The following is a 15,895-nucleotide window of genomic DNA, read 5'->3' as shown; positions in this document are numbered from 1 at the left end:
TATTTATTTGGGGTCTTCCCTGTTGTATTTGTCCTTTAGCCTGACAATATCGTTTTCATCAAAATTTCCAAAAGCAATTTCAAGGATGCTTACAGAAGAATCAGATGTTTTTATTTGATGTACGGTTTCCTTCGGGATAAAAAATTCGTCCCCTTTATGGCCAACTTTGGTATTGTCGCCAATTACGAAAGTTCCCGTTCCATCTATTACTCTCCAGAATTCTTCCCTGTTATGGTGAAACTGTAGACTTAGCTCTTCGTTTGGATTAACCGTAAGTATTTTTACGGTGCTAATCTCGTTATGGGTAAAGCGTTCAAAGTTTCCCCAAGGTCTTTCCTCTATGTATGTTTTCATTTTTCTCGTTTTTATTTTCCAAATAGTTCTAAGAGTTCGTGCAATTCTTTATTGACCTGATGTTGTTTGACCACTTCATTAAAAGGGGTTAAGTGCAATTGATTGTTTAAAATCCCGACCATTACATTCTTTTTACTTTGTAAAAGTGATTTTACGGCTTCCACCCCAAGCCTAATACCCAACATCCTATCTAAAGCAGAAGGATTTCCACCACGCTGTACGTGCCCAAGTTTTGTAATTCGTAAATCGACATTGGGGTTGACTTCCTTTATTTTTGAAGAAACAAGTTCGGCACCAATTTCGTCACCTTCAGAAACTACGATTAGAAAAGCATCCTCGCTATCGTAATTTTTCACCTTACCCAAAAGGTTAATAAAGTCCGTACCGCTCTCCGGAATTAATATGGCGTCCGCACCAACCATCAATCCAGAATGAATACCGATGTAGCCAGAATCCCTGCCCATTACTTCCACAATGAATACCCGATTGTGAGATTCCGCAGTGTCCTTTATTTTATCAATATTCTCAATGGCTGTATTTACTGCGGAATCAAAACCAAGGGTATAATCTGTTCCTGAAATATCATTATCTATAGTACCAGGAATGCCGATAAACGGAATGTCGCATATTTCTGAAAAAGTAAGTAGTCCTTTAAATGTGCCATCGCCACCAATGGCAATCAGGGCATCTATTTTGTTTGCATTTAGGGTTTGCAGGGCTTTTTTTCGACCTTCCAGTTCGAGAAAACGTTTGCTTCGTGCGGTCTTTAGAATTGTGCCACCCTTTTGGGTCAGTTTTTGTAATTCGTGTGATTTAAATTGAACCAAGTCACCGTCTATCAATCCTTCATATCCTTTTCTAAAACCACTAACTTTTATACCAGTTGCTTCAGCCGTTTTTGCAATGGCGTACAAGGCTGCATTCATCCCTGGACTATCACCTCCAGAGGTAAATACACCTATATGTTTAATTTTATTAGTATTCATTTAAAATTGTTTTTTGTGATTTTTTATCTGAAACAGAAAAATCTTGGATGGTCTTCCATACAAATTCTGCTTCTTTTAGAAAGAACTGATGGTCTCCCCCTGTAGAGGTAACAGTTTTTACGTTTGTAAATTCTCTTGATAAGTCTATAGCATTTTTGAGCGGTGCAGTAGTGTCCTTTGCTCCGTGAATGAAAAGCACTTTTGTGTTTCTAATCTTTCTTGCAATCCCGTATAAATCTGTTTTTAGGATTATCCTCGTAAGCGAATAATAGTAGCTCTGCCAATGGTGTTTTTTTGCATCTTCATAAACATCATCCGTGAGGTTGTCTGGTTTAAATGCACGCGACATAAAAATGGGATGAATCATACAGATGTATTTAGAGAATCTGCTTATTGATATTCTGTCCACAAAGGAATGTGAGGACATAATTTTTTTAAATTCATCTGCATCCTGATAAACAGGTATTCCAATAAAAATGCCTGCTTTGAGCCAATTTGAGTGTTTTTCCAATAGGGCCATTGAAATTATAGCGCCCATAGAATGACCGGCAACTATGGTTTTTCCATCATTGAATCCTTCTTTTTGCAAAACCAATTCTAAAGCTTTAAGTTGAACTGAAAGCGAATAATCACTTTGTGGTTTTGGCGAATCACCAAAACCCAAAAGGTCTATTAATAGCAAAGTGTGTGTTTTTGAAATGCTTTCTAAATTGCGTTTCCAATAATTCAATGACCCTGTCAAACCGTGCAGCAAAACGAGTTTGTTTTCACCCGCACCTATAATTTCATAATTTAAGAGTGTTTTGTCAGCATCATAAGCTGGGTGCTTAACAATCTTATAATGTTGATATCCTGCTATAGCGACCACAGGAAAAATGAAAAATATGGATATGAGTAGTAATGTCATATTTTTAAAGTTTTATCATTAACCAATATTGGGGTTTTACCATAAAACCTATTAAAAACCATACAAGCTGTGAGGTCACCCGTTACGTTTACAGCAGTCCTGAACATTCCCAACAATCTTTCTACACCAATAATAATGATGATGCCTTCGGCTGGGATACCGACACTTCCCAAAACAGAAGCGAGTATCACCACACCACCTCCGGGAATGGCAGGTGTGCCGATTGAAGCAGCAACGATGGTTACGATGACCACAATAATATTGAGCAAACTCATTTCCAAGCCATAGGCTTGGGCTATGAATAGCGTAGTTATGGTTTGATAGAGTGCAGTGCCATCCATATTGACGGTTGCACCTATGGGAATAATAAAATTGCTAATGGTCTTGTCCACCTTCAATTCTTCTTCGGCTGTTTGAAGGGAAAGTGGCATCACGGCCGCAGAGCTTGTGGTTGAAAAGGCCAATAATTGAACGTCCCTTATTTTTTTTAGGAAATGCATAGGGTTTGCTTTTCCAAGAAGCACAATTAGCCCTAAATAGAAAATTACCAAAAGTAATAGACCGAGCAGGACGACGCCAACATAATAGGTGAGACCGGAAAGAGAACTTAAACCAACACTAGAGGTAAGCTGCGCCATAAGTCCGAAAACAGCAATAGGCACTAGAAGCATTGACCATTTTACTACTGTCATACAGACTTCCTGAATGGCACTTAGAAGCAGCTTTACTGGGCGCAGTAAATCATTTTCAAGAGATAGCACAGCTACACCAATAATGATTGTGAAAATCACAATACTTAACATTTCACCACTTACCATAGATGCCAATGGATTTTCAGGAAGCAGGTTTGAGATGGCATCAGGAATCGTTTCAATTCCGAAGGAAAGCTCTGGATTTTCCGTTGGAACAGCTGTAATTTCATTATGTTCAGCTAGAGCCTGTTGATGTAAAAAGCGACCAGGTCTAAAAAGTTGAGATAGTATGACACCCAAACTTACCGAAACTATCGTAGTACCTAGAAAATATAACAAAACCCCACCACCTAATTTTTTTAGACTGTCCTTATCATTACTTGCTATTCCAGTAATGATGGAAGCCACAATCAACGGAATCATAATCATTTGAACCAGTTTCAGAAACAGGACACCAGGCAATGCCAGCCAATTCCCCGCGATATCTGCTGTTTCTTTAGAAATCCATCCATTTTGTGGACTCAATAACAGACCAAATCCAACACCTAACAACAAAGCAATGATTACTTTAAGCCATAGACGGCTTTCTACCAGTTTAAGGAGGTAGTGGTTAAGTGATTTTAATGATTTTATCTCTGTGTCAAACATTCTGTTGATTATGCTATATTAATTTTATTATCCAGATACACTTCCTGAACGGATTGTAATACTCTCACGCCTTCGCTAAAGGGCTTTTGAAATGCTTTTCTTCCCATTATCAGCCCAGAACCACCAGCCCTTTTATTGATAACGGCAGTTGTTACAGCTTCGGACAAATCTGATTTGCCTTTGGAACCACCACCTGAATTAATCAGCCCTATTTTACCCATATAGCAATTGGCTACTTGCAACCTGCAAAGGTCAATAGGGTGGTCTGTGGTAAGGGTTTTATACATTTCATCATCATATTTTCCAAATCCTATCTCTTTGAAACCAAAATTATTGGTAGGTAATTTTTGTTTGATGATATCTGCCTGTATCGTTACTCCAATATGATTGGCTTGTCCGGTTACATCGGCCGATGCGTGATAATCTTCTTTATCTGTTTTAAAAGCTTCATTTCGTGTATAGCACCATAAAATGGTAGCCATACCAAGATTATGAGCTTCTTCAAAAGCCTCTGCTATTTCTTTGAGTTGTCTGTTACTTTCCGCTGAACCAAAATAAATCGTAGCTCCTACGGCAATTGCTCCCATATCCCAAGCGGTTTTTACCTTACCAAAGAGTGTTTGGTCATATTTGTTCGGGTAGGTAAGCAGTTCATTGTGGTTAATCTTAACGATAAAAGGGATTTTATGGGCATATTTTCGGGCATTCAAACCCAAAACCCCAAACGTGGAAGCCACCCCATTACAACCGGCCTCAAGGGCGAGTTTTATAATGTTCTCTGGGTCGAAATAATCTGGGTTTTTATAGAATGAAAAGGCCGCGCTATGCTCAATACCTTGGTCCACAGGAAGGATACTTAAATAGCCTGTACCTCCCAGATTTCCGTTGTTGTACAATTGTGAAAGACTTCGAAGCACCTGTGAATTTCTGTTGCTATTGCCAAATACTTTTTCTAAACTATTTTTGCTTGGCACTTGCAATTCATCCTTTGTTATTTTTTCACAAACGTGTTCTAAATAGAAGTCTGCTTTTTCTCCTAAAAGTTCTACTATATTCTTGTCTGTTTTCATCTTGATAGTATTTAATGGATTCCTAAACTTTCATTTGTTTTGGCTATGGATTTTGTACCATCTGTTTCAATTCCAGTTAATGCCCTAATAGCATCAATTGTTTCCGGGATTACAATAGCTTGATTATCGACCACGTAGGCATAAAAGAGTTCGTCTCCCTGTACCTTCAGCATATCTTCCCATAGGGCTACTTCATACATATCGCCCCAAGGTCTTCCCATATCCAGAAACATTTCCTTAATGGTATTGTTAGAAACCAGACCTTGGTCATATTGAATTAATTTAATACGACTTGAAGTTTTGAAAGCATTTAGCACTTCTTCCTTTGTCGCCTGCTTTTTCAATTTCACATTCCAATAGTGCAGATGGCTCAATGTTTCGGGTACTTTTACCGCTGCGGTGATGACATCCAGTTCTGGGTCAACACTTTTAGCATCCGGACCTTGATGGCTTGGGATATCTTTTTCGGGAACCATCGTATTCATAATACCACCTAAATGACTTTCCCAAGGGTCTGTAGCTCTTCTTAAAAGTGTACCTCTGGCATAATCCAATAAATCGGCTCTTTTTAAAGCGGTCAAGGTTCTTAAAATAGACGTAGTATTACAGGAAACTACTCTTGTCGCATTCAAGTTTAGAGCTGATTTGTAATTATTTTCTGCACTAAAGGAATGCCCTGTGGTTTCGTGTTTTTCGCCACCGTGCAAAATAAATTTTATATTCTGTTCTTTATAAATCGCTACATTTTGAGCAGCAATCTTTTTAGGCGTACAGTCCACAACAAGGTCTGATTTTTTTAAAAGTTCCTGTAAGTTTCCTTTTACTGAAATTCCTTTTGACTCCATATCATTGGCTGCTTTTTCGGTAGCTGCATAAATATCATACTCCTTTCTTACGGCATTTTGAATGCGCCAATCGCTAATGATATCGCATACGCCCGAAAGCTTCATATCGTTTTGTAAGTTGATGGCATCTGCCACCCTTTTTCCAATGACTCCATATCCTATAACTGCTATGTTTTTCATATAAATTGATTTTTATTAATTATGTTTTATTGTTTGTAGTTTCCATTCCCATCGGCATATTACCTTCATCGTCTGTATGTGAAATCATAAAAAGACGTTCGGCAACAAGTATTAGAACAATCCCAATCGCTGCTACGATAAGCACCAATGGATCGTTCAGATATTTTATATAAAGAAAGGCTGCTAATACTGCAATGTCCAATACGATGGCTATTAATGGGATAATAGGCCGAAAATTCACTTCGTTTTTAAGGTGCCGGAACAGCCCCCAATGGATAGCGATATCCATAATAAGATAAAAGATAGCCCCAATGGATGCTATCCTTGTCAAATCGAAAAGAACCGTTAGTAATATAGCCAGGGCAACCGTGAATATAAGTGCAGGATTTTTAAAGTTCCCCATTCTTTTTAAAGATGGGACTTGTTTCATATTGCTCAACATTGCCAATAAACGTGATGCCGAAAACACACTGGCTATAACCCCTGAAACGGTTGCTACAATCGCTATTGCTATGGTAATCCAAGAACCCCATTCCCCAAAAACGGGACGTGCAGCGGCAGCCAAAGCATAATCCTTTGCTTCAATTATTTCAGGAATACTTAAACCTCCCGCAACAGCTAATGCCAAGGCTACATATATCAGTGTGCAGATAAGTATGGAAAACACGATAGACCTACCAAGATTTTTATGCGGGTTTTTAATATCGGCCCCTTGGTTCGTGATTGTTGTAAATCCTTTATAGGCAAGGATTGCCAATGCCAATGCAGCCACAAAGCCAAAGCCCTGTGGTAAAGCTTCGGTATTTTGAGGAATATAGTTTCCTGTAATGTCTGCAAATCCAGAAGCAATTAAACCAGCAATGGCGAGCAATGCAATACCAAAAACTTTGATGACTGCTGTAAAGGTAGCTGTTGCACCTATTACCCTGTTTCCTAATATATTCACGATATATGCGGTTACCAAAAGTAGAATACCAAGAACGGATGCGTACCCAGCAAAACTTTCAGGGAACAACCGAAGCGTATATGCTCCAAAAGTGCCTGCCACCAAACTTTCTGAAACTACCATTGATGCGTACATCAGCAAAGAATAAAACCCAGTTGTTGTTCCAGGCCCATAGGATTTGTTAAGGAATTTGACCACACCTCCAGACGATGGAAAAGCATTTGAAAACTTGACATAGGAATATGAACTGAACCCTACCACAACGGCACCTGCAATAAATGCAATGGGAAATAAATCGCCTACTAACTCAGCTATTTGTCCCATAAGGACAAATATGCCAGCACCAATCATTACTCCAGTACCAAGGGATATGGAACCGATTAAGGAAAGCTTATTATTTTTATCTGTGGTGTTTTTCATCATTTTACTATTTATAACTTTTGTGGTTTTTTCAAATTATTTATTAAGATGATAGACCCTATAACTCCTGCTATGAGTGAAGAAAAAAGAATACTCACTTTTGCGGCATAAATAAATTCTTCGCTTTTAAATGCCAATTCATTGATGAATAACGACATTGTAAACCCTATTCCTCCAAGAAAAGCAACACCGTAAATTTGATTCCAATTAATGGCATCGGGTAATTTTGCCAGTTTTAATGCAACGAATAATCTTGTAAAGAAAACAATACCCAAAAATTTGCCGAAAACCAAGCCTGCACCAATCCCTAAACTAACTGGGCTAAGTAGCACTTGACCCACTTCACCGTGCAAGTGTATGCCCGCATTCGCCAATGCAAAAAGTGGTAGTACCATAAAATTTACGATAGGGCTTAGCGATTTTTCTAACTTTTGGAGAGGAGTTTCGGCTTCTGAACTGGTGGTTTTTATATCTTCTAAAATTTCGAGTTGTTCATCAGAGATTAGTCTTCCTTGTACGGGTTTAATCTTTATAAAACGTGCCTGAAGGTTTCTTAAACGTTTTAGAAATGTTCCTTCATTAATTTTCACTCTTCCTGGTATTGCTACAGCGGTAAGTATACCTGCTATAGTAGGATGGACACCCGAAAAGAAAAAAGCCAGCCATACACCTCCAATACCTATTAATGCATAAAACCAAGTTTTTCTAATACCTATATAATTTCCGATGATTAATACTCCAAAAAACAACAACCCGTGAAAAAGATCCATAGTAGAAATGCCAGAGGTATAGAACAGCGCAATTACCATTACTGCACCCAAGTCATCTACAACCGCAAGAGTTACTAAAAAAACCCGTAAAGCTATGGGCAGACGTTTTCCGAAAAGTGCCAATACACCCAATGAAAAAGCAATGTCCGTAGCCATTGGAACTCCCCAACCTTGAGAAGCTTCTCCAGTAGAATTGAGCAAAAAATAAATAAGGGCGGGAACGACCATACCTCCTATGGCAGCACCAATAGGAAGTATGGCGTTTTGAGGAGTCGATAGTTTCCCGCCCAATATTTCACGTTTTAGCTCCAAACCAACCTGAAGGAAGAACAATGCCATTAAGCCATCATTAATCCAAAGCAGAAGGGGTTCAGTGATTTCAAAACTACCTACCGTAAAAGAAATGTCCATTCTCATTAAGCTGCGGTACATTTCTTGCCAAGGTGAATTAGCCCATACCATTGCTATGATAACCGTAATGAGAAGCACAATACCTGTGTTGTTCAGGCCTTTTGAAGTGGCACTGAATACACTCTGTATTCCACTATATGTTTTCTTCTGTAGCATTATTAAGGTGTGTTTTTGACTTCTTCTTTATATTCTTTTTTTGGTGTTGTTTGTGAATCTTTGGCTTTTGGTTTAAAATTTCTAATAATCAGGCGGTTGCTCTTTTCATAAGTGAAATAGCTTATCGCCCAATTAAAACCAACCATCAATCTATTTCTAAAACCGCTAATAGATAACAAGTGAACAATAGACCATAGCAACCAAGCGAAATAACCTGCAAACTTGAATTTGCCCACATCAGCTACTGCCTTACGTTTTCCTACGGTCGCCAATGAACCCTTATCTTTATATTCGAAAGGTTCTGGAGCCTCGTTCTTAATGATTTTTAATAGTGAATTACCTAACCATTTGCCTTGCTGAATAGCAGTCTGTGCTACTTGTGGATGTCCTTTTGGCCATTCGTTTGTGATTATAGCCGCTATATCGCCTATGGCAAAAATGTTTTCGTAGCCTTCTACCATTAAATATGAGCCGGTTTTTATACGGTTGCCATTGACCACGTGTTTTTCATCAATCCCTTTTGGGAATTGTCCTTTCACACCCGCTGTCCATATTAGGTTTTTTGTTAAAATGGTCTTATCACAATTTGTGATAACCTTTGAGCCATCATAATCTTTTACAGATTCATTGAGTAATACCTTTACATTCAAATTCTCCAAATATTTTAGAGTTTTCGATGATGCCTTGTCTGACATTGTGCTCAACAGTTCGTCAATAGCTTCTATCAAATAGATGTGCATTATAGAAGAAGGGTATTCTGGATAATCCTTGGGAAGAATATACTTACGGAATTCTGCCAAAGCCCCTGCCATTTCCACACCAGCCGGACCACCTCCAACGATAACGAAATTTGTTAGCGCATCCCGCTCATTATCATCACAGGTAATGGCTGCCTGTTCCAGATTTTGCAACATCATATGGCGAATATTTAGGGAATCTCGAATATCCTTCATCCCCAAACTGTTCTCAGCTACGGTATTCATACCGAAAAAGTTGGTGGTTGTTCCTGTAGCTAACACCAAATAATCGTAATAAACTCTTCCTTTGTTGGTTATTATTATATTTGAGGCAGGTTGAATTTCCTCTACTTCCGCCAAACGAAACACCACATTTTTATAGCCATTGAATTGCTTTCTGAACGGAAAGACTATGCTATCAGGTTCCAACGCACTCGTTGCCACTTGATATAATAAAGGTTGAAATTGATGGAAGTTATTTTTATCGAGTAAAACCACTTGAACTTCTTTGTGTTTCAGTTTTTCAACCAATGCCAAACCTGCAAATCCTCCACCAACGATAACCACACGAGGTAATTTAGTATCTGGAAGACAGATTTCATCTGTTATCTTACAGGTGGATTCCAACGGAATGCTATGTGTTTGCTTTTCTTTCATTTTTTATTTCTATCTCTTGCAATGAGTACTGAACATTTGGTATTTGTGGTCAAATATTGGGATACAGAGCCCAATACTAAGCGTGAAAGTGCACCGTGACCCTGAGAGCCTACTACGATTAAATCTGCACCCCAATCTTCTGCTTTTTCATAAATAGTACTTTTGGGCAGGCCACTAACAACACTTGTGGTTATGGAAAGTGCCTTGTTTTCGGCCTTGATTTTATCGAAAGCTTCTGAAACGATTTTGTTTCCCAATTTTTGAGCGTTACTTCTAATTTCTTCTATGTAATTTCCTATCCTGCCGCCCATAGTATGCAATCCCAGACCGGTTGTTTTAGGAAGTTCATAAACATTTATAATATGAATTTCACTATTTGAGGATAGGGTCATTTTTATAAGTTCGTGAATGGCTACTTTACTGAAATCTGAACCATCTATGGCCAATAATATTTTCATAATTTGAATGTTTTAGTTGGTTGACATTTCTTTCGATTTTATAAGTTTTCTCCAATACAAGTGTTCATATAATCCAGACCAATACATACCAAAGGTGAAAGCGAACAGTAACTCTTCAATTGGGATTCCCAAAACAAGAATATGGGTCAGGTTGTCCAGATTCCAGTACAACTCCACATATTGGGGATAGAACGGAAGGATGCTTCCGAAATAAATGAAGTACAGTATGGTAAACAAGATTCCTCCAACCCATATCTTTCCTTTTAAATCTGGGCGACAGTACAATGTTGCCAAACCACCAAAAAACATTGCAATGATGCCACAATAGATGTGGTTAAGCGCGGTGAAAAGACTAAATATTACAAATACAATGGCTGGAACAAAAAGTATATAAATATGTAGCTTATGTCTTTGGTGGCTCCGTTCGGTATGAGGCATATCTATATAGCCTTTTTTGAATATCAGATTATACAATACCGTCCCTATTCCGCCAATAGCAAAAGAGAAGATAAGGCTCTCAATATCAAAACCTGTTCTTTCCGCTAAATGGAATAGAGAAGGTGGAAACCAATATTCTGGAACAAACAAGGGTTCTGTTAGGCCAAAGGGCATAGTGATAAGGCTCATTTTGAGCATTTCTTTTCTATACCCCTTTTTTGACAAATAGATTATTGCCCAAAGCGCAAGAATTATAAGAGACCATATGAACCAGACATATTGCATAAATTTTATATTACTCTCTTATTTTTTGACTTTTATTTGCGCATTATAAAAAGCCGCAATACAGGCACCTATTAGCCATCCTAAAATAAATATCTGTACTATTCCCAAACCGGCTTCCCATAATGGCACATCCATCCTGATAATGCTTGTGGTATCTAATCCGTGCAATAGGCTGTTGAAAAAATCGATAGTGGCTTCTCGACCTGCTGTTGACATAACTATCATACAGCCCAAGTAAATTAGTGCTCCCGTAAGACCGAAAGCAAATCCGAGTTTTTTTACGTTTAATCGATACATAATTTTAAAGTTTTGAGTTAGTTGTCTGATTTTAAAATCTTTTTTGATTCCTCAAATTCTTCCTTGGATATTTCGCCTTTTGCAAAGCGGTTTTTAAGAATATCCAGTGGGCTGTCCTTCTTTGTTTTTTGATAAGGGATATCTGCTGGGATAAAGAATATCCAAGCCAATAAAATAATCCATATAATCCACCATATTAGGTGCATACCTCCAAAATGTCCGTCGTATAAATGCATATTTTTTAATTTTAAGTTGTTATTAATTTATTTCTGTGATTGTATAACCATTGAGCCCATCAAGTTGCTTTTGTAATTCGGCAACAGAAAGTGCTTCATTCATCGTGATAAGTGCAGCACCTTTTGGTGCCAAAAAAATCTCTGCTTTTTCTATATTGGGATGTTCTTCCAAAGTCTTTTTTACTCTTGATACACATCCACCACAGCTGATTCCGCTTATTTGAAATTTTTGTTTCATCATTTAGTATTTAATGGTGATGATGCCCTTTGTGTTCATCTTTTGGTTCTGTTTTTGAAACATCTCTACCGTGTTCGTGTTCTCTTTGTCTATTCTGTGAATGATTGTGCCCACCGTGGCGATGTGAACCGTGAGGCATAAATAAGTGACAAGCAAACATAAAGAGGATGAAGATGAATAGAGACGAACTGCTTCCTATACCTAATGATGGTGCAAAAAAGATAAACAGTAATGGTAATCCACAACCGATGACCATCCATATCCAGTGATTATTTTTCATTGTTGTTTATTTTAAAAGTTAAAATTAATGATGCTCGGTATGCTCACCTTTGGTTGGGCTATCCATATCGTCCATCTTGTTCATACCCTGCATATCCATTCCTTTTTCGCCCATCATCTTTGAGCAGGATTCCATACAGTCTTCGCTCATCATCCCTTTTTCGTGCATCATTTTCATCATAGTGCCCATCATTTTGCCGTCATTCATCATTCCGTTCATCATTGAGTGCATCATTGTACTGTCTTTCATCATCATTTGCATTCCTTCTCCTTGCATCATTGAGCTCATCATTTTTTTGTTGCCCTGCATCATTTTCATTGCGTGCTGGTTGTCGTGCATACTTTCCATAAATTCGGTCATATAGTCGTGATTTTTGGAAATGGCATTAAAAACTTCTGTGCGAGTTTCAGGATTTTCCATTAATGCTAAAGGATCTGTTTCTTGTTTGCAGCTGGTTAAGCTTAAAAGTCCAACTGCCGATAAAACAATTAGTAGTGTTTTCATAATTTATTTTTTGAGTTAAACATTTATTTTAATTTTTATAAACCCATTCCCATCAATCTAAATATCTATAGTTGAGGGAATGGATTATCAGCTATTAATTCGCAGATTTTAAAAAAGCTTCAATCTTTGTGATTTCCTTTTCAGTTAAATTTGCCCGAATTCTCATATGTAAACTTATCGTCTCCCAGTCGGTATCATTATAATCTGCTGGTGAAGGTGCTAAATGACACCTATTACAAGCTTCTCCCCACATTTGAGCTCCAGATTTTTCAATTTTGAATTCTTCTTCTACATCTGTAACAGCTGTGTATTTATCCTTGGTGGAAGAACAGCTTACAATTACGGCTCCTGAAAAAAGAAGTACTATTCCTGCGATGAATATTTTATATATTGTTTTCATGATTATTGTGTTTAAAAATTTATTAGAATCCTATAGCCCAATGAATATAAAAGCCATTAGTTATACCGCCTCCATCATGACCACCAACACTGTCAGTTGTTTGGTATGCTATTTTTATGACTGACCGCCATGTTAACCAATAATTCAGACCGAAGGCATATTGTTCAGATTGTTCTTCCCATTCGGCGCCTTCTGGTGCATTGAAATTAGAGTATCTTCCAACAAACTCAAGTTTCTTCATAAAATCACTTTCAGCCATCGTCGGGCGATAACTTAATTGAGCATAAAAAGAGTTGCTATTATTGCCGAAAGTATATTCTTCCTCTTCTTCTTCACCATCTTCTTCATGTATTTCGATAAAAGTTGCATCATCAATATCAGAGTTGTTGTACTGCCCTTTAATGTCTACAAAGCCTCCAAGTGCTGGTATTTGTTTTACAAATGAAAAGTCTAAAGCGTAAAGAAAAGCACCCACATTTTCGTATTCTGAATCTCTATTACCAACTTTACTTGTTGAATATGTAGAAAAGCCAATTTCAGTTGAGGAATCTGCAAAAGGCAATAGCCCAATACGACCTCCAAAAGCTTTACTGTTATTATTGTCTTCAAAATTTTGAAACATTAACATACCAGCTTCTTCAGGTTCTTCACTGCCATCCTTTAGTCTTGGTCCGTTTGTTGAGTATACAGCATAGTTTAAAGAAGGTCCTCCAAGGTCAAAAGCACCTCGTAGCTCTACACCAATACCAGATGAAGGCGCAATACCATCATGACCATAACCTAATGGTGTTGTGGGAAGTCTGTTAATCCAAGCTGGGTGTAATCGTTCCATAAATGTGCCAAAAGGCAGTAAGAATTTACCAGCTCGTACGGTCATGTTTTTATTAAGAACGTACATTACATCGGCATATTCAAGTCCTACTTCAAGCTCATTGCCTTCTAGTACAAATTCTAATTCTGCCTCGAAAAGTAGCTTATCGGAGTGTTTGAATAAAAAGATGGGTGCAAATGCAGACCCTACGTATGATGATTCTGTCTCATCATCGTTACTCATGGTATTTAGGCCTGTATGGCCATAACCCCTTATCATAAACTGGGTTTTGCTCGGGTTAAATGGCTCGGTGGTTGTAGTGCTGTCCGTGTCAAAATTATTGTAAGTTTGCCCATAAACTGTATGGCCAACTCCAAATATTAATATTAGTATGATTAGTTTTTTCATTGTTGTAGAGTTCTTAAATAGTTAACAAGTTCCCAACGTTTTTTCTCTGGAATGGATGTTTTATACGATGCCATTGGTGCTCTTCCTTCTGTGATTTTCCAAAAAATTGCACCGTCAGATTGAGATTGAAACTCTTCGGTAGTCAAATCTGTTGGTTTAGGCGTCAAACCTGCTCCACCCATACCATCTCCTTTACCTTTTGGGCCGTGGCAAACAAAACATAACATTTTATATGTCTTTTTACCCGAAGCAGCTGCAGTAGCATCTCCTTTTAAAGGATTTACAATTTTGTCAGCACTGGCTGGTGCAACCCATTTTTTTTGCTGTAATGCTTCATATTCATCTTTTGGGTTATGAGTAAAACTTACAAACAAGACATATATCAAGCTTGCGAATATTGTACTCACTAAGATTTTTTTTGTTTTCATAATTATTTGGTTTTAAAAAATTAAATTTATTTGATTTGCAGATTCTTTATCTGCATAACTTTCGTTGATATCTATATAATTTCATCATAGAAATTCCGTTTCCAATTTCCTGTGTTTTTGTAATCGGTCATACTCATTCCCACCACTTCCTTAAACTGTCTGGATAAATGATTTACACTGCTATAATCCAGTAAATAGCCGATATCAGAAAAGGAATGTTGTTTAAGTTGGATAAGTTCTTTAACCTTCTCTATCTTCAATTTGATAAAATACTTTTCCAGAGTGGTCTGTTCGTTGGCTGAAAACAATTTGCTCAAGGTCTTGTAATCCTTATGAAGTCTTGATGCTAATAGTTCAGATGTTTTTACCTTAATATGTAATGGTAACTCTTGCAATTGTTCTATTAGTATGACTTTCATTCTTTCTACGAGCATTTCTTCTTCTTTTTGTACAATTTCAAAATCATTAGCGTGAAGCACAGTTGTAACAGCTTCGACAATTTCATTGCTGGTTTTTTTTGGTGCTTCTACCAATAATCTTCCTAATTCTAATGAAAGCACAGTAACTCCCAATTCCTGTAGTTCTTGCTTAATAACTTTTAAGCAGCGGCTACAGACCATATTCTTAATCCAAAATTCTTTGGGTCCTTTCATAATAATCGATGTATTGCTATTAGGCATTTTGCCAAATAGTTTGAATTTTCTTAATAGTACAAGGTTAATAGTGTTGTTGAGAATTGGGTACAGCAACATTTAGCCAGAAGATGTTCTTTGGCTATAATAGAGGATACAGATTGATATGTTCAATCTGCAAGGAAGAAAATCAAATTAAGTAAGTCTCGTAAAGAGTTTGTATGTCCTTGGATATCAAGGGCGGCCTATATTGTTTAAAAGGAACTATATTTTTTTCAAGCCCTTCAAATAAATTTACGTAAGCGTAGAAAAAAGTATTAAGGAAAATTACGGTTTCGGCCTCAAGTTTTGTATTAGCCTTTTTAATGGTGTCATTTCCAGTTTTTACAAAAGATTCATTACTACAACAGTCTTTTTCTTGTAACGTAGTGCACTGCTTTAACGGTGAATCTTTCTTTTGAACCTTTTCTGTGCAGGTTTTTGCTTTGTTCCAAACAGCTATATCTACCAATTGATTACAACAAAAATGCATATCTACCGTAAAAGAAGAGGTAGAAAACAGTATTAAAGCTGTTAAAAAGAAGGATACTATTTTAGAAAAAAAAGATTTCACATTATAAAATTAAAAATTTTTGTTCAACAATCAAAAATTTGTTCAATTAAAGAAAGTATTCCTAAAGCTTTTTATGCTAAGTATTTAG

Annotated in this window: 21 protein-coding genes; 1 reads left to right on the top strand and 20 read right to left on the bottom strand. The window is 37.3% G+C overall.

Annotated features, from left to right (window positions below):
* Nucleotides 1-3: 3 nt before the first annotated feature.
* The 14 genes from AC58DT_RS10330 to AC58DT_RS10265 all read right to left on the bottom strand — a co-directional run bounded on the left by AC58DT_RS10330 (nt 4) and on the right by AC58DT_RS10265 (nt 11,731).
* Complete coding sequence (locus AC58DT_RS10330; protein ID WP_078704741.1) at nt 4-354, bottom strand: phosphomannose isomerase type II C-terminal cupin domain; 351 nt, start codon at nt 352-354, stop codon at nt 4-6.
* Nucleotides 355-365: 11 nt separating this feature from the next.
* Nucleotides 366-1,340, bottom strand: a complete 975-nt coding sequence (locus AC58DT_RS10325) for an ATP-dependent 6-phosphofructokinase (protein WP_497216749.1) — start codon at nt 1,338-1,340, stop codon at nt 366-368.
* The gene (locus tag AC58DT_RS10320; protein ID WP_034892086.1) at nt 1,330-2,247 is read right to left on the bottom strand and encodes an alpha/beta fold hydrolase; all 918 of its coding nucleotides are present in this window, start codon (nt 2,245-2,247) and stop codon (nt 1,330-1,332) included. The genes AC58DT_RS10325 and AC58DT_RS10320 overlap by 11 nt, the downstream gene beginning before the upstream one ends.
* Nucleotides 2,244-3,587, bottom strand: coding sequence for a dicarboxylate/amino acid:cation symporter (locus tag AC58DT_RS10315; protein WP_497216748.1), 1,344 nt, complete (start codon nt 3,585-3,587; stop codon nt 2,244-2,246). The genes AC58DT_RS10320 and AC58DT_RS10315 overlap by 4 nt, the downstream gene beginning before the upstream one ends.
* Nucleotides 3,588-3,595: 8 nt before the next feature.
* A complete protein-coding gene (locus AC58DT_RS10310) occupies nt 3,596-4,657 on the bottom strand; it encodes a class I fructose-bisphosphate aldolase (protein WP_497216747.1) in 1,062 nt (353 codons plus the stop codon).
* Nucleotides 4,658-4,668: 11 nt separating this feature from the next.
* The gene (locus AC58DT_RS10305) at nt 4,669-5,682 is read right to left on the bottom strand and encodes a type II glyceraldehyde-3-phosphate dehydrogenase (RefSeq protein ID WP_336129458.1); all 1,014 of its coding nucleotides are present in this window, start codon (nt 5,680-5,682) and stop codon (nt 4,669-4,671) included.
* Between the two features lie 19 nt (nt 5,683-5,701).
* Entirely contained in the window at nt 5,702-7,048 is a 1,347-nt protein-coding gene (locus tag AC58DT_RS10300; protein WP_336129459.1) for an APC family permease, read from the bottom strand.
* Nucleotides 7,049-7,059: 11 nt separating this feature from the next.
* A complete protein-coding gene (gene nhaA, locus AC58DT_RS10295; RefSeq protein ID WP_497216746.1) occupies nt 7,060-8,385 on the bottom strand; it encodes a Na+/H+ antiporter NhaA in 1,326 nt (441 codons plus the stop codon).
* Nucleotides 8,386-8,387: 2 nt separating this feature from the next.
* Nucleotides 8,388-9,779 (bottom strand): NAD(P)/FAD-dependent oxidoreductase, encoded by a 1,392-nt coding sequence (locus AC58DT_RS10290; protein ID WP_497216745.1) that lies wholly within the window; start codon nt 9,777-9,779, stop codon nt 8,388-8,390.
* Entirely contained in the window at nt 9,776-10,237 is a 462-nt protein-coding gene (locus AC58DT_RS10285; protein WP_497216743.1) for a universal stress protein, read from the bottom strand. Before AC58DT_RS10285 ends, AC58DT_RS10290 begins: the two co-directional genes overlap by 4 nt.
* A 12-nt stretch (nt 10,238-10,249) precedes the next feature.
* Nucleotides 10,250-10,864 carry a lycopene cyclase domain-containing protein gene (locus tag AC58DT_RS10280; RefSeq protein ID WP_231556198.1) on the bottom strand — a complete coding sequence of 205 codons (615 nt, stop codon included), beginning with the start codon at nt 10,862-10,864 and terminating at the stop codon, nt 10,250-10,252.
* A gap of 114 nt (nt 10,865-10,978) precedes the next feature.
* Nucleotides 10,979-11,257 (bottom strand): DUF5676 family membrane protein, encoded by a 279-nt coding sequence (locus AC58DT_RS10275; protein WP_008616426.1) that lies wholly within the window; start codon nt 11,255-11,257, stop codon nt 10,979-10,981.
* 17 nt (nt 11,258-11,274) lie between these two features.
* Nucleotides 11,275-11,493 carry an SHOCT domain-containing protein gene (locus AC58DT_RS10270; RefSeq protein WP_497216742.1) on the bottom strand — a complete coding sequence of 73 codons (219 nt, stop codon included), beginning with the start codon at nt 11,491-11,493 and terminating at the stop codon, nt 11,275-11,277.
* Nucleotides 11,494-11,515: 22 nt separating this feature from the next.
* Nucleotides 11,516-11,731 (bottom strand): heavy-metal-associated domain-containing protein, encoded by a 216-nt coding sequence (locus AC58DT_RS10265; protein WP_497216741.1) that lies wholly within the window; start codon nt 11,729-11,731, stop codon nt 11,516-11,518.
* Between AC58DT_RS10265 and AC58DT_RS10260 the strand changes: the two genes are divergently transcribed.
* On the top strand, nt 11,723-11,872 hold the full coding sequence (locus AC58DT_RS10260; protein ID WP_497216740.1) for a hypothetical protein: 150 nt from the start codon (nt 11,723-11,725) through the stop codon (nt 11,870-11,872). The genes AC58DT_RS10265 and AC58DT_RS10260 overlap by 9 nt on opposite strands.
* Before the next feature lie 163 nt (nt 11,873-12,035).
* Here AC58DT_RS10260 and AC58DT_RS10255 read toward each other — a convergent pair whose 3' ends face one another.
* From AC58DT_RS10255 to AC58DT_RS10230, 6 genes are all read right to left on the bottom strand, one after another.
* A complete protein-coding gene (locus AC58DT_RS10255; RefSeq protein WP_497216739.1) occupies nt 12,036-12,515 on the bottom strand; it encodes a hypothetical protein in 480 nt (159 codons plus the stop codon).
* A gap of 94 nt (nt 12,516-12,609) precedes the next feature.
* Nucleotides 12,610-12,915, bottom strand: a complete 306-nt coding sequence (locus AC58DT_RS10250; protein ID WP_497216738.1) for a hypothetical protein — start codon at nt 12,913-12,915, stop codon at nt 12,610-12,612.
* Nucleotides 12,916-12,937: 22 nt separating this feature from the next.
* Nucleotides 12,938-14,134, bottom strand: a complete 1,197-nt coding sequence (locus tag AC58DT_RS10245; RefSeq protein WP_497216737.1) for a putative porin — start codon at nt 14,132-14,134, stop codon at nt 12,938-12,940.
* The gene (locus AC58DT_RS10240; RefSeq protein WP_497216736.1) at nt 14,131-14,562 is read right to left on the bottom strand and encodes a c-type cytochrome; all 432 of its coding nucleotides are present in this window, start codon (nt 14,560-14,562) and stop codon (nt 14,131-14,133) included. Before AC58DT_RS10240 ends, AC58DT_RS10245 begins: the two co-directional genes overlap by 4 nt.
* Nucleotides 14,563-14,633: 71 nt before the next feature.
* Nucleotides 14,634-15,215, bottom strand: a complete 582-nt coding sequence (locus AC58DT_RS10235; protein ID WP_127844248.1) for a helix-turn-helix domain-containing protein — start codon at nt 15,213-15,215, stop codon at nt 14,634-14,636.
* Between the two features lie 169 nt (nt 15,216-15,384).
* Nucleotides 15,385-15,807 (bottom strand): HYC_CC_PP family protein, encoded by a 423-nt coding sequence (locus tag AC58DT_RS10230; protein ID WP_497216735.1) that lies wholly within the window; start codon nt 15,805-15,807, stop codon nt 15,385-15,387.
* Between the last annotated feature and the right edge of the window lie 88 nt (nt 15,808-15,895).

The organism is Aequorivita sp. CRS11, assembly GCF_059693805.1.
This window is presented reverse-complemented; position numbering and strand designations above follow the sequence as displayed.